Annotated in this window: 15 protein-coding genes; all 15 read right to left on the bottom strand. The window is 46.5% G+C overall.

Annotation, left to right across the window (positions count from 1 at the left end):
* Positions 1-9 precede the first annotated feature (9 nt).
* Positions 10-618: a chemoreceptor glutamine deamidase CheD gene (gene cheD / locus ACO0LH_RS12810; RefSeq protein WP_422941473.1), complete on the bottom strand. Its 609-nt coding sequence runs from the start codon at positions 616-618 to the stop codon at positions 10-12.
* Between the two features lie 3 nt (positions 619-621).
* Positions 622-1,515, bottom strand: coding sequence for a CheR family methyltransferase (locus ACO0LH_RS12805; RefSeq protein ID WP_422941472.1), 894 nt, complete (start codon positions 1,513-1,515; stop codon positions 622-624).
* Between the two features lie 237 nt (positions 1,516-1,752).
* Positions 1,753-3,477, bottom strand: a complete 1,725-nt coding sequence (locus ACO0LH_RS12800; protein WP_422941471.1) for a methyl-accepting chemotaxis protein — start codon at positions 3,475-3,477, stop codon at positions 1,753-1,755.
* A 90-nt stretch (positions 3,478-3,567) separates the two neighbouring features.
* Positions 3,568-4,083, bottom strand: a complete 516-nt coding sequence (locus tag ACO0LH_RS12795; protein WP_422941470.1) for a chemotaxis protein CheW — start codon at positions 4,081-4,083, stop codon at positions 3,568-3,570.
* A 35-nt stretch (positions 4,084-4,118) separates the two neighbouring features.
* Complete coding sequence (gene cheA / locus ACO0LH_RS12790) at positions 4,119-6,173, bottom strand: chemotaxis protein CheA (RefSeq protein ID WP_422941469.1); 2,055 nt, start codon at positions 6,171-6,173, stop codon at positions 4,119-4,121.
* Positions 6,174-6,224: 51 nt separating this feature from the next.
* Positions 6,225-6,590 (bottom strand): response regulator, encoded by a 366-nt coding sequence (locus ACO0LH_RS12785; RefSeq protein WP_188568472.1) that lies wholly within the window; start codon positions 6,588-6,590, stop codon positions 6,225-6,227.
* A gap of 60 nt (positions 6,591-6,650) precedes the next feature.
* A complete protein-coding gene (locus tag ACO0LH_RS12780; RefSeq protein WP_422941468.1) occupies positions 6,651-7,199 on the bottom strand; it encodes a chemotaxis protein in 549 nt (182 codons plus the stop codon).
* 48 nt (positions 7,200-7,247) lie between these two features.
* Positions 7,248-8,177: a flagellar motor protein MotB gene (gene motB / locus ACO0LH_RS12775; RefSeq protein WP_422941467.1), complete on the bottom strand. Its 930-nt coding sequence runs from the start codon at positions 8,175-8,177 to the stop codon at positions 7,248-7,250.
* Between the two features lie 19 nt (positions 8,178-8,196).
* A complete protein-coding gene (gene motA / locus ACO0LH_RS12770) occupies positions 8,197-9,057 on the bottom strand; it encodes a flagellar motor stator protein MotA (protein WP_422941466.1) in 861 nt (286 codons plus the stop codon).
* Positions 9,058-9,175: 118 nt separating this feature from the next.
* Positions 9,176-9,925 (bottom strand): SAM-dependent methyltransferase, encoded by a 750-nt coding sequence (locus tag ACO0LH_RS12765; RefSeq protein WP_422941465.1) that lies wholly within the window; start codon positions 9,923-9,925, stop codon positions 9,176-9,178.
* A gap of 72 nt (positions 9,926-9,997) precedes the next feature.
* Positions 9,998-10,552, bottom strand: a complete 555-nt coding sequence (flhC, locus tag ACO0LH_RS12760) for a flagellar transcriptional regulator FlhC (protein ID WP_422941464.1) — start codon at positions 10,550-10,552, stop codon at positions 9,998-10,000.
* 37 nt (positions 10,553-10,589) lie between these two features.
* The gene (gene flhD, locus ACO0LH_RS12755) at positions 10,590-10,907 is read right to left on the bottom strand and encodes a flagellar transcriptional regulator FlhD (RefSeq protein WP_186945507.1); all 318 of its coding nucleotides are present in this window, start codon (positions 10,905-10,907) and stop codon (positions 10,590-10,592) included.
* Between the two features lie 533 nt (positions 10,908-11,440).
* Complete coding sequence (gene dnaQ / locus ACO0LH_RS12750) at positions 11,441-12,148, bottom strand: DNA polymerase III subunit epsilon (RefSeq protein ID WP_422941606.1); 708 nt, start codon at positions 12,146-12,148, stop codon at positions 11,441-11,443.
* Between the two features lie 20 nt (positions 12,149-12,168).
* Positions 12,169-13,569, bottom strand: a complete 1,401-nt coding sequence (tilS, locus tag ACO0LH_RS12745; protein WP_422941463.1) for a tRNA lysidine(34) synthetase TilS — start codon at positions 13,567-13,569, stop codon at positions 12,169-12,171.
* Complete coding sequence (locus tag ACO0LH_RS12740; RefSeq protein ID WP_422941462.1) at positions 13,569-14,543, bottom strand: acetyl-CoA carboxylase carboxyltransferase subunit alpha; 975 nt, start codon at positions 14,541-14,543, stop codon at positions 13,569-13,571. Before ACO0LH_RS12740 ends, tilS begins: the two co-directional genes overlap by 1 nt.
* Positions 14,544-14,864: the final 321 nt, after the last annotated feature.

The following is a 14,864-nucleotide window of genomic DNA, read 5'->3' as shown; positions in this document are numbered from 1 at the left end:
AAAAAATAACTAGAACAAATCCACTTCGCCGCCCACTGAAGTCGTTTTCAGTCTGCTGGCGTAATCTTGCTCGCGTCTTCTGAGCGTATCGTTGTGTTCCACTTTCAATTTCTTGACCAATACTTTTCCGGTTCTTGGGAAGAAGTACACTTTGCGGGGATAAATATCGTTCAAATCCTCAGCAGTCACGCGCATTCTTTCTGCCCGCAGGTAATCGAGTACAAATCTGGCATTCCGCTCGCCCACATTGATTGCCGTAAAACCGCGCAAGACATTGCCTCCACCAAAAACCTTGGCTTCCATGTTTTCGCGTTTCGCGCCTGCTTTCAGCAGTTCATTGATCAACACTTCCATGGCATATGTGCCATAGCGCATGGATGCAGATACAGGGTTATCTGCATCTCCTCCAGAATCTGGCAACATGAAGTGATTCATCCCACCGACTCCCGACACACGATCACGGATACATGCAGAAACACATGAACCCAGGACGGTGACTATCAACATATCTTTGTTCGTGAAATAAAATTCACCAGGCAAAATTTTTGCCGCATCACAATCGAAAGTACGATCGTAATAGACATTCGTTGCAAAATGCTCTTCGCTTAGCTGGCTCATGGATTACCCTTTTTGCAGATGACGCAATGTCGTTCTGGTGCCCGAAGCAAGGGACTTAGTCAATTCGTAGACTGTTTTCCCTCTCAGCTTGAAATCATCTGAAACATATAAAAAATTTTCCGAATGGCCTGCAAATAACAAACCATCCGATTTCATCAAGGGTACAAATTTCTTTAAAATTTTACTCTGTGTTGGCTTGTCAAAATAAATCATGACATTACGACAAAAAATAGCATCAAATTCGCCACTTAAAGGCCAGCTATCTTCCAACAGGTTCAATTGTTTGAACGTGATAAGGTCGCGCAACTCTGGCCTGACACGTACGAGTCCCTCTTGCGCCCCCTTACCCTTTAAAAAAAACTTCCGCGTCCGCTCCGCTGACAGTTTTTCAATACGGTCCAGGTTATATACGCCCCGCGACGCTGTTTCCAGAACATTGGTATCAATATCTGTGGCGATGATGTGCGCTGGCGGCCTCAGTGTTCCAAATGCTTCACAAAGTGTAATGGCAATTGAATAGGGCTCTTCGCCTGTTGAACTTGCAGAACACCAGATATTGACGCTGTCACTTCTCTTCGAAATATGCTCTGACAAGATAGGAAAGTGATGCTCTTCCCTGAAAAATGATGTTAAGTTGGTGGTCAGCGCATTGGTAAACGCCTCCCACTCGGATTCAATTTGCTCATTTTCCAGTCCGTCCAGGTATTCCGAAAATGAGTGAATACCTGTAGCCCGAAGACGACGCGCCAAACGACTGTAAACCATCTCCTGTTTGCTATCGGCCAGAGAAATGCCTGCTCTTTTATAAATCAAATCCCTGACGCGATCGAAATCACGCGCATTAAAAGAAAACTCTTTTGATGTGTCTGACTTATTTTTTTCGATGGATTTCGTCATTTAATACTTTCTCAAACTCTCACCATCATTTTCAGAAGCAAGTGTAAATCTCCGGAAAAATCGCTTGTATTACATAACATCGCATCGCATCGCACGTTCATCATCATATGATCTCAACATTGATACGACACCCGTACCAATTTTAAAGAAAGATCAGGCAAAAAATCCTGAGGGCAAACCGCAGCACATTGAAGCAAACCTCTTGCAATCACGCTTCACTGCGCGCTTCCTGCAAATTCAAAACTCCTCCCAGTCGTCCTCATTGCGTTTACCTTGTTCAGTCACATGCTTTGCTGGACGAGATGCCGAAGCCCCGCTGGAAGCGGCCCTTGGCAAGGCTTTCACCTGAGGTCGTGCGCTGGTCGCAACTTGACTACTGACTTTATTTACAACCGGCTTTACCGACGAACTGGTACTGGTTATCAGTTTAAAAACACTCACTGCTTGCGCCAACGAGATCGCCTGCTCTTCCATACTCTCAGCCGCTGCCGCTGCCTGCTCAACCAGGGCTGCATTTTGTTGCGTCATTTCATCCATCTGCGTAATCGCCAGATTGACTTGTTCAATACCTGAACTTTGTTCCTGACTGGCCGCTGTGATTTCACTCATGATGTCGGCAACATGCTGAACACTGGTGACTATTTCATCCATGGTCTTGCCTGCTTCATCCACGAGCTTGCTACCCTGATCAACCTTGTCTACCGAATCACTGATCAGGGATTTGATTTCTTTGGCCGCACTGGCGCTACGCTGAGCCAGGTTGCGCACTTCTGCTGCCACAACAGCAAAGCCTCTGCCCTGCTCCCCTGCCCTGGCCGCTTCTACCGCCGCATTCAATGCCAGAATATTAGTCTGGAAAGCAATGCCATCAATCACGCCGATGATGTCGACAATCTTGCGTGAGCTTTCCTTGATGGAGCCCATGGTACTGACCACTTGCCCAACCACAGCGCCACCTTTGACTGCAACACTAGAGGCGGAGACCACCAGTTGATTGGCTTGCCGCGCATTGTCCGCATTTTGCCTGACGGTGCTGGTCAGTTCTTCCATCGAACTGGCTGTCTCTTCCAGTGAGCTGGCTTGTGATTCGGTGCGGCTCGACAGATCGGCGTTGCCTGAGGCAATTTCTTGCGAAGCGACGGTAATGGTTTCTGTGCCCAACCTGACTTGCCCTACAGTGGACGCCAGATTGTCATTCATGTTTTTAAGTGCCTGCAACAAAGAGGTCACTTCATCATTACCTGACACCACCACCTGGCTACGCAAATCACCTTCTGCTACCGTTTCAGACAAATCCAGTGCTTCTTGCAGAGGCTGGGTGATGCTGCGTGTAATTGCCCATGCAAACAGGACGCCGACTGCCAGGGCCGAGAGCAGAATGGCGTACAACCACATCGTCAGCCTTGCACCCGCCACTGCAAATGTCTCAAACACCTGTTTGGTCGCAGCTTCCTGCAAATCCACCAGTTTGTTCATTTCTATAATCGACTTTGAACTCAACGGGTCGATAACCGAAGAAATTATTTTTACCGCACCTTCTGCATTAAATGCCAAAGCCTGTCCCACAGCATCTTTAAACGGCTTTTCAATTTCCTTATCAACTTTCGCAATGTCACCGAGGATTTTCTTTTCTTCTTCGCTTAATCCCAGTGAAGCAATTTTCTCTTTGGCATCATCATATTTTTTTCTCTGCGCCTTGACTTTGGCTTCTTCTTTTTGCATCTCGCCGACATCCGACTGAATACCAATATTGCGCATGGCAATACCACCCTCAAACAGGGCACTTTTCATGTTATTCGCCAGGATTTGCTTTTGGTTGGCCAGATTCAATCCGTCAACCATGGCTTTACGATTGCTACCGCTGAGTGCATTGACCAGCAAAATAACTGTTATCAGGCCGCCTAAAATGAATGCAAATCCCACCCCCAAACGGATACCGATTTTAAAATTCCTTAAATTCATAGCGTCTCCTATTTTTTTGATTAGCTTTTTATGTCTTCATTCCGCTACGCAGCAGGCCTGTAAGCCGGCCAGCATGACACCACCCCGCAATCAGGCGACGGTATCTACCAGACCCATCTCGGGGCTGGACATTAATTTGTCAATATCAACAAGAATCAACATCCTGTCATCCAGCGTACCAAGTCCGATCAGGAAATCGGTACTGAACGTTGTCCCCATTTCAGGGGCCGGCCTGACCTGCTCAGGCAGCAATGTAGTGACGTCAGAGACGCTGTCAACTACCATACCGACAATTCGTCCTTCTATATTTAAAATAATCACCACCGTGAATTGATCATAAGTAGGTGTACCCAAATTAAACTTGATACGCATATCCACTACAGGAACAATAATGCCGCGCAGATTAATAACCCCTTTTAAGAAATCAGGCGCATTGGCGATTCTTGTTACGGCTTCATAACCCCGTATTTCCTGTACTTTAAGGATGTCGATGCCGTATTCCTCATTACCTAAAGTAAAAGCGAGGAACTCATGTCCAGCAATATCAGATTTTGCACCATCGATATGTGAACTATTGTCTCCACCACCATGCGAAATTTGCGTCATTTCATTTTCCTCGTCTTAAATTTTCAATTCAATTTTCAGCGTGCGGTACGCAATACAGCGGCGACATCCAGAATAAGTGCCACACCACCGTCCCCCAGAATTGTTGCTCCCGAGATACCAGGCACTTTTTTATAATTTGATTCTATATTTTTGACCACTACTTGCTGTTGCCCGACCAGGTCATCCACAAAAAGTGCAGCCTTCTTGCCATCCACCTCAACGATCACCACAATGCCATCCGAGGGGTCGGTATATTTGGGTTTGATATCAAAGTATTCATACAGTGGCACCAAGGGCAAATACTCATCTCTAACCTTGACTACACGCCCTTTGCCATTGACTTCTTTTATATCTGCCTTCGCTGGCTGCAAAGACTCCATGACAAAACCCAGCGGCAAGATGTAAATTTCATCGCCAAATTTGATCGACATGCCATCCAGAATCGCCAGCGTCAGAGGTAAAGAAATGGTAATCGTCGTGCCATATCCTTTTGCCGAACGGATGTCCACCACCCCGCCCATGGCGGTGATATTGCGTTTAACCACATCCATGCCTACACCGCGACCAGAGACATCTGTCACCGTCTCCGCAGTAGAAAACCCCGGGGCAAAAATCAACAGCCAGACTTCACTATCGGTCATGGAATCAGAAACGATCAGCCCATTCTGCCTTGCTTTGGCAAGAATTTTATCTCTGTGCAAGCCGCCGCCATCGTCACTGACCTCAATGACGATATTGCCCCCCTGGTGCACCGCCGACAATGACAGCTTACCTGTATCATTTTTCCCGGCTTGCACCCTTGTAGCGGGCATTTCTATACCATGATCAATACTATTTCTGACCAGATGCGTGAGAGGATCGACAATGCGTTCGATAAGCCCCTTATCCAATTCCGTCGACGCACCATAAGTGACGAATTCAACTTTCTTGCCCAGTTTAGTCGCCAGATCTCGCACCATGCGCGGAAAACGGGAAAACACATAATCCATGGGCATCATGCGAATCGACATGACGGCTTCCTGCAAATCCCTGGTGTTACGTGTCAGATGCCCGACACTGCTGAGCAAGCGTTCATTGGCGATAGGGTCAAGCTCTTGCGTGCGTTGCTCCAGCATGGCCTGGGTAATCACCAGTTCGCCGATCAGATTAATCAACTGATCCACCTTCTCGATACCAACCCGTATCGTCGAAGATTCTTGCGAATTGTTTACTTTTTCAACTTCCTTCTTTGCGGCAGTTTTCTTCTCGGTTTGCGCTGTCAACTTTTCTGGCTCCACGACTTCAGGAGCAGCTTTTACAACCGGTGCATCTGGGCTCTTTTCCTCTGGCGGAAACATGGCGTCCAGCGGCTCAAAAAAGCCATAACCAAGATCTTCTTCAGCAACGGCAACCTTGCCAGCCGACACATCAGCAAGCTGCATTTCGGAAATCTTCAAGAGATCAGGATTGAGTATGAAAGAACAGATAGAAATAATGTCGTCCTGCCCCTCATTTGTCTTGAGATTCAGAACTACATTTTCCCCTGTATTTTCCTGCCTGGAAATCGCGCCCAGCAAGCCCAGTTCAGACATGAGGGCAGAAGCATCTTCCTTGGAAACCTTAGGCAGTTCTATTTTGAATGCAGTTTTATAGACGACATTCAAATTTTCATCATCAAGATTTTTATGGGAAAAACTGGCAATTGGTGCAGCAACTGCAACCACATCTTGTGAAAGCGACTGCAACAGCATTCTGACATCCGCAACCGCATCCTGATCAACTGGAGTGCCCAGTCTGTGCCCATCGAGCTGCATCTTCAAAATGTCTTTTGTAATGAGGAAAGCATCAACATGCTCTGCCGTTAAAGCCATCTCTCCCTTGCGTATCTTGTCAAGCAATGATTCAAGGATATGCGTCACTTCCGTCATATCGTTTAAACCAAAGGTAGACGCGCCTCCTTTAATAGAATGCGCGGCCCTGAATATGGCATTCAAATCCTCCGGATCCGGGGAGGAGATATCGACGGCAAGTAACAATTTTTCCTTCTCGGCAAGAAGCTCTTCCGCCTCGTCGAAAAAAACTTGGAAAAACTGACTCATGTCAATCGTCATTATTAAACTCCGTGATTTACATTTGTTTGCCCAGACAAGCGGCTTATTTATTTAGCCAATCACTTTTTTAACTACTTCAGTTAATTTTTGCGGATCGAACGGCTTGACCAGCCAGCCATTTGCACCCGCTGCACGTCCTTTTGCCTTCATGTCATCGCTTGATTCTGTCGTTAGCATCAGGATAGGTACGCGTTGATAAGAAGGCAATCCTCTGAGTGATTTAATCAAGGTCAGACCATCCATCCGTGGCATATTCTGGTCGGTCAAAACCAGGTCAACTACCTGATTTCGCGCCTTTTCCAGGCCATCCTGGCCATCGACGGCCTCAATAACCTGATACCCTGCGGCCTTCAAACTAAATGCCACCATCTGCCTCAACGAGCCAGAATCATCCACAGCTAAAATTGTCTTGGCCATATCTACTCCGTTATACAAATTGAAGGCAGTTTACATAAACTGCCCTTTGTTTTTTCAAACTTAAAATAACTCAATGTCACCACTATCCAGATGTTTTTGGTGCACTGCTTTTCGCAACAAATTTTTCAGGTCCGCACTTTGTTTTTCAAGACGCAAAGTCGTTTCACGCAAAACCGCAGTCAGTTCATCGGCCTCGCCATTGTGTTCAATATCGTCGCCAAGCACACCTAAAGTTTTCAATACATCCCGCAAACCTTCGCAACGCTGTAGCGTTCTGGAAATCAATTGACTGGTCAGATCCTGAAATTGCAGACTGGTCACCGCAGAATTAATATGCTTTGCAATCTCTTCCTGAATTGTTCTGAGTCGCTCCACACTGGCTTCCGACACGCCACCTGAGCTGATAATCAAATTGATTTCTTCCTGCTCACTCGATATCGCTGCGTGCAATGCCATAAAGCTCACGCCCAGTTTTTCGATTGCCTCTCCTAAGAGAATAGTCGTTTGCGCCAGGTCTGTTTCGACTTCGAGCAAATGTGCATTGCCGTGATCGGACACACCGGATAAAAGCTGCTTAACCTGAGAACCCAACATTTTCTTTTTGGACATCTTAAGCATCCCATCTCTACATTTTGACTTAATGATGCTGCGCCATGACTACTTTTCAAGCTTGACAGAAATTTCTGTGCTTGCGTCAGATTGGTTTGCGACTTCAATTGAACCACCATCCTGAGAAGCAGACTCTTCTGCTTTCTTGTTCATCACAATAATGCTTATTCTGCGGTTGATAGGATTCAAAGGATCTTGCTTGTCAAATAAAACCGAAGAAGACAGGCCAACCACACGAAGCACTTTGGTTTCATCCATGCCGCCATAAATCAATTCCCGCCTTGATGCATTTGCGCGATCAGCCGACAATTCCCAGTTACTGTAACCACGTTCACCACTGCCATAAGGCGCAGCATCGGTATGCCCGGACAAACTGATGCGGTTTGGCACATCATTCAATGCCTTGCCGATCTCATGCAATATCTCTCTTGTATAGGGCTGCAACTCAGCTTTAGCTGAGGCAAACATTGGTCTGTTTTGCTCATCCACCATTTGTATCCGCAAGCCATCCGTGGTGATATCCAGCAGCAGCTGTTTTTTATATTGCTTTAGAGTAGGATTGGATTCAATCGCCGCCTCAATCTTCCCTTTCAACACTTTTAACCGGTCAGCATCGACTTTTGCCAATGCGGCTTCGGCGGCTTGCAGGTTATAGGTTTTTTTTTGCGAATCAATATCGCCTTTGCGGTTTTGACCATCCCTGGCGCTGAGATCTTTGCCACCGCCCTTGATAACGCTGGAGCTGTCGCCACTGCCATCCCCCCCAGCCATTGCCACTTTCAGAGGGGTTTGAAAATATTCGGCAATACCGTTCAAATTACCCTTGGCGGTAGAGCCCAGCAACCACATCAACAGAAAAAAAGCCATCATCGCTGTCACAAAATCGGCGTACGCGATTTTCCAGGCGCCACCATGATGGCCGCCAGCTACTTTCTTAATGCGTTTGACGATAATCGGTCTTAATTCTTCGCTTGCCATCATCAATCCTGAGTTTTTGTTATTTAGATTTTGATTGCTTAATGTGGTCTTCTAATTCGCTGAAGGTTGGTCTTTCTGTGGAATACAAAACTTTTCTGCCAAACTCAACAGCCAATGCAGGCGCATAGCCGTTCAGACTGGCGAGCAGGGTCACTTTGATGCACTGGAATGTCTTGGAAGACTCATCCAGTTGTTGCTCCATCAGACCAGCCAGTGGCCCTACAAAGCCGTAAGCCAGCAAAATACCCAGGAACGTGCCGACCAACGCATGGGCGATCAATATCCCCAGCTCAGCCGGTGGAATACCTACTGACTCCATCGTATGGACCACCCCCATCACCGCGGCAACGATACCAAACGCTGGCAGGCCATCACCCAGTTTGGCGATAAAATGCGCCGGGACAGCACCTTCGTGATGATGCGTCTCCAATTCATTATCCATCAGGTTCTCGATCTGGAAAGCATCCATATTCCCGGAAACCATCAGTCGCAAATAGTCCCCGATAAACTCCATCATGTGATGGTCATGCACAATCGCAGGATACTTGCTGAACAGCGGGCTTTCTTCAGGTTTTTCGATATCACCTTCAATGGACATCAAGCCTTCTTTGCGTACCTTTGTAAGTACATCAAAGAGCATGGTCATCAACTCCATGTATAAGGCCTTGGTGTATTTAGAGCCTTTAAGCACGCCAGGTGCGGCTTTCAACGTGGCCTTCAAGGTTTTGGCATTATTGCCGACCAGAGAGGCGCCAACGGCTGCGCCGCCTATCATCAGCAGTTCCAGCGGCTGGAACAATACCGCAATATGCCCTCCGGACATGACAAAGCCACCAAAAACGGAGCCTAATACAACAATATAGCCGACAATAACTAACACGACCCTTTACTCCTTAGAGAGGAATTCAAAATATCGACCACACCACATCATGAGCCTATACCAAAAAGCACAAACAAAAGTTTAAATATTGCTTCAGGAATACATTTCACTATGATCATTATATGCGCCAGACATACAGAACGGGGTCATTCGCCTTGCTTTTTATAATTAAATCAGGCTCAACACCGGGTATCGGAAATTCATAACTCATCAGCAAAGTACCGGTCCGCATTTCCGACCGCGCCTTATCCCAAAGCCCGGGCATGGCCGCCGGGGACAAGTAAGCAAAAACCACATCGAATTCACCCAGATTCAAACGCAAATAATCTTGCAGGAAAAAACGCAACTTACCTGCGGCAAATTTTGCTCTTATCCAGCTGACGAACCAGGGAAAAGGGGCAATCTCCACACCATAAAAATACTGATCCCGCCTCACGCTCGAAAGCTTTGCAGACAAGCCACCAAAGCCGCTGCCAACATCAATAAAACGCAATGACGGACTTGTTGGTAGTTGTTCAAGAATACACGGCAACAAACTAGATTTGGAAGGAAAATATGGAACTTGCGTGCGGTAGGTTGACCAAAACAACAATACCATGACGGCAAATACCGACAAACTGAGCGCCGGACGTAGCTGGAAGATTAAAGAAGCAATGACGGCGAAGGGAAAAATGAACTGAATAATCCACCACCACCAGCTCAGGCGGCGGATGGCAGAGATCAGGACAGCCAGAAGGGAGTGGAAAAACAACAGAAGGTACGGGGTGATAACGCCGCCAAAATACCATTTATCGAATATATAGAGAGAATACGAGACAAAAAGCGCAACAAGCTGAACCAGCAAAGCATGAAAAGCTGGTGACGACACTGCCTTCGCTTCAGTAGGGAATTTGCCTTTGCCGGTTTTCGATGGGACTACCTCCAAGGCACCTCCTCAATTTTAAGCGACCATCTCCAAAGTGGCTTCAGCGTCTTTGGCTTTTTTTGTCTTGCCTGCCCTGGAAGGGACATGGCACAAACCACATGCATAATCATCATGCAAATCCAGGCTATGCGCAACAAAATGACCGCCGCATTTGCAACATTTTGCAAAGCTTAGCATTCTGCCCTCAAAAAACCGCACAAGTGTCCAGGCACGCGTCAGGGATAGCACTGGCTCTTCACCGGCAGGAACGGCAATTTGCTCCAGATAAAGACGATAAGCCTTGATGACCGCATCAATACCCTCAACACCCGCATGCTCACGCAAATATTTATGAATATTCATAAACAAGGAGGAGTGAATATTCGGTTGCCAGGTAGTGAACCAGTCGGTCGAAAATGGCAACATCCCTTTCGGCGGGGATACTCCCTTCAACTCCTTGTAAATCTTAAGCAAGCGCTCACGCGACAGCGAAGTTTCCGATTCCAGCAATTGCAATCTGGCGCCCAGGTTGACCAATTCAATCGCCAACTGGATTTCGTGTGCTTCATTTACTACGCTTTTGCCTGCCATGATTTTTCTCCATCCAACCAATAGTTATGCTGACGAATTAATGGATTTCTTCCACTGCCTGACCAGCCATCAGGATCGCTGCATGTGAATGAGCCAAAGCACGTTCTTTGTTGTAATTTGTCAACATGCACAGGATGGAGCTATCTTCAAACCTGAAACGCGCCAGCATCATGTTGGAACCAGCCAATTTCAAAATCTGGGCATTATTCAAGCCTTCGATCAGATCTGCAATTTCCTTGCCGATACCCAAACGAAAAATAGCGGTCGCTTTATCAGCGCGAATCATTTGCTGCGCAAGCATCAAATAACTCAAGTTGGCGTCCCGAATCTCAGCCATCATATCGTTCTGCGTCATCTTCCTACCCTCCATTCTGTAATCAGCGGCACGAATTGCGTTGCCAGTGAGATACATTGTGCAGGCTAGAAATTTAGCGCTGTATCAGCAGGAGTACGTATTTAAATCCAGAAAAAAACGAGAACATGCCGTAGGAAATTATCCTACAAGCAAATTTTGACATCTGCGAAATAAAATTTCACAGAAAATAGATTTTTATTTTTTAGATTGAGCAAAAAGACTCAATTAAAAATTTTCAACAAAAACAAAGACTTAAGAAAAATTTTAACTATTCCTTTATCGTCTCTTTACCATTAACGGCAAGGAAATCGAAAACTTTAGGAAATATTTAAAAATATTTTCGAATTATTTCCGTAAGCTTCTAACGGTTTAAAACCATAAAAACTTTAGGATTTTTTTCAAAAAGTTCAAAAAAAAATCACCCGTTAGCAACAGGTGATTGTTTTTTTAATACTTTAAATAACAAATTGCTATTATTTAATTTTCATTTTGGCAATTTTCATACTCAGGAAATGATAACGCTAAATCGTTTTTTAAGAGATAGAACGCCAAATACACCTATCACGGATCTGCTTATCCAAACCTGTCAGCAATAATTCATGTTCCTTCATTTCATCTTCGGATGCGAATTGGACCGAAATTTCGCCCAAAGGAACTTCAAAGGACACGACCGTTTGCACTTTAGGCAAGTCATCTTCATGATCATCGATCTCAAAGCTGTTTTGCCCGCGAGACATTGCCAAAAACACATCTGCCAAAAGCTCAGCATCCAGCAAGGCACCATGCAACTTGCGATGTGAATTTGATATTTCATAGCGGCCGCAAAGTGCATCCAGGGAATTTCGTTTGCCTGGATGCAATTCTTTTGCCTGCACCAGCGTATCGATCACCGAGGGACATAACTCAGAAAAAGGCGCCAGGTTCAGTCTGGTAAACTCGGCATTCAGAAAACCTATATCGAAAGGCGCGTTGTGGATGATGACTTCGGCATCTTTGATGTAAGCACAAAACTCAGCAACGATTTCAGCAAATTTCGGTTTATCACTTAAAAACTCGGTCGTTAATCCATGGACAGCCAACGCGCCCTCTTCTGAATCACGTTCGGGATTGATATAGCGATGGAAATTATTTCCCGTCAGCTTGCGGTTCACCAGCTCTACGCCACCAATCTCGATAATCCTGTCGCCATTGCGGGCATTCAGACCTGTCGTTTCCGTATCTAAAACTATCTGTCGACGCATTTCAATATCCAATAAATTCTTTAGTTAGTATCAAAAGACCATGACAGGCGAATGCGTGCATTTTCGCCATGTGTGCAAAAACTGCTTTGCATCCCCACCCCTGCGGCAAACAATAGGTTTGCCTTCTCAGACACAAAAGGCAAACGCTCGCGCTGCCAGAACGGAATTTGCAGTGTCTGGTAGTGGCTTTTCATATCCCGCGTATGCCGGTTGTCGGCCAGTTTTAAGCGCTCGCCACCTCTGCGCAAGTGCAATGATAGCTGCTGCTGCTTCAGCCACTCAAGTTCCAGGCCATCATCAACGGGCTCAAAATGCAGAGTGCCGGCAAACTCAGGAAAATGTATGCGTGCCTGCCCTTGCCAGGCAAATTCAATTGAAAACCCTGGATCAACAGGCATATTTACCGTATCCGACAGAAACACAGCATTCTTGAAGCGGTGAATGGCATGCTTGCCATGATGTACAGTAATGCGAGCATCATCACGCCCGCCAAATAGCTGGCTTTGCATCTCTTTTAATCTGGCAGTGGTCGGCATCCGAACACCTGCCTGTGACAACCAATAGCGAAACAAATTATCAATACGGTCAGCGCTAAGCTGTCGCATTGGCTCTATACCCAATCCCTCGCCAAGTTTGCAAGCGACCAGATCCTCCGCTGCCATTTCAGTCAGCAAGTTTTGTGCAGCCTGAAAATGCAATGCTGATCGCCCCAGACGCTCAGAATAACCTGGAGATAATTTTTCCAGTATCGGCATAACCTGATGCCTTATCGCGTTTCTGACATAACGGTGATCAAAATTTGATTCATCCTCTATGCAAGATAGCTGATATTTTGCCGTGAAGGCTTCCAGTGTAGTTCGCTTCTCAGCCAACAGGGGGCGCGCCAGCATGACCTCATCATGACCAAACAAATCAGGTGCCAGATGACAGATATCCATACCGGACATGCCAGCAACACCACTGCCTCGCAACAATTGCAAGAGCAAGGTTTCTGCCTGATCGTCTTGATGATGCGCAGCAAGAATCAGCTTGATCTGGCGGTCTTTCGCCAACTGCCCAAGCGCCTGATAGCGCCCTTTTCTGGCAGAAGCCTCAATCCCTTCGCCGCTATCCGTTGTAACCGTGATGCGCGCTGGGAAGAAGCCGACGCCGTAAGCATAGCAACTTGCCTGGCAGTGCGCCAGCCAGGCATCGGCGTTTGGGCTCAGGCCGTGATGAATATGGAAGGCATATAAGGGGATATTAATTTGACGGCAATATTTCACCGTCAAATCCAGCAACACCGTAGAATCCAGGCCACCACTGTAGGCAACGGCCACACCATTTTGCACATTGCCATCACAGAATTGCTCTATGATGGCATCAAGTTGCTTAGAAAAACCTTGTTCTAAAGCTGGCACCGGGCATCGCTGAGTTGCCATCATTCAGCAAGTTTCGTTTCCTTAAACTTGCCATAACTCATTAATTTTTCATGGCGTGCAGACAGCAAGTCCTTGGTTTTGACACCTTGGAATTGACGCAAGGTATCGGCCAGCGCACGTTTCACCAATGCACACATTTGCTTGGGATCGCGGTGCGCGCCACCCAAAGGCTCATTGATGATTTTGTCGATCAGGCCCATGGCTTTCAGCCTGTGCGCAGTCAAGCCCAATGCTTCAGCAGCATCTGAGGCGCGATCCGAGGTTTTCCACAAAATAGAGGCACAACCTTCGGGTGAAATCACGGAATAAGTAGCATATTGCAGCATCAGGACAGCGTCGCCCACAGCCAGAGCCAAAGCACCACCAGAACCGCCTTCACCGATGATAGTGGCGATCAGCGGCACTTTCAATTCAGCCATCACATACAGATTATGGCCAATCGCCTCTGACTGACCACGCTCTTCAGCGTCAATACCTGGCCAGGCACCCGTGGTATCAACAAAAGTAAAGACGGGGATATCGAATTTCTCAGCCAGTTTCATCAGACGCATCGACTTACGATAGCCTTCTGGCTTGGGCATGCCAAAATTACGCATGGCGCGCTCTTTGGTATCACGGCCCTTCTGATGACCCATGACCATACATGCCTGGCCATTAAACCGTGCCAGTCCACCGACGATGGATTGGTCATCGGAAAAACTGCGGTCGCCATGCAACTCATGAAAATCAGTAAATATCTGATTGATGTAATCCAGCGTGTAGGGGCGCTGAGGATGACGAGAAATCTGGGAAACTTGCCATGGTGTTAATTTGGCGTAAATATCCTTTGTCAACATCTGACTTTTCTTCGACAGTCTGTCGATCTCTTCCGAGATATCGACTGCGGAATCATCCTGAACGAAACGTAATTCTTCTATTTTTGTTTCAAGTTCCGCAATAGATTGTTCAAAATTCAAAAATGTTGTCTTGGTCATCGTGTCTCCTTAACATCACACGAGTTTATAAAAAAATCCAATTTCGCCACGAAACCGCTGCGATTAATCAAATTGAATCAAGTGTAGCCCTGATATATCATCGTGCAAGAAAAGCATTTAAATAGCTTTTTGCAAACTTCGAAATGAATCGACAAATGACACACCGCTCCGAAGAACCGGATTAGATATCAAAAATAGCCTTGTTGTCCAGTATCCCAAAAGAAATGCTGCTTGCTTTTGCTATACAACGGGCTTATTTCTGTCGATGCGCCTTTCATGCTGAAGACGATCTGCAAAAACAATCCGTGCAATAAAGCAAAC

Source organism: Undibacterium sp. TJN19 (assembly GCF_049339485.1).
Lineage (GTDB): Bacteria > Pseudomonadota > Gammaproteobacteria > Burkholderiales > Burkholderiaceae_D > Undibacterium.
This window is presented reverse-complemented; position numbering and strand designations above follow the sequence as displayed.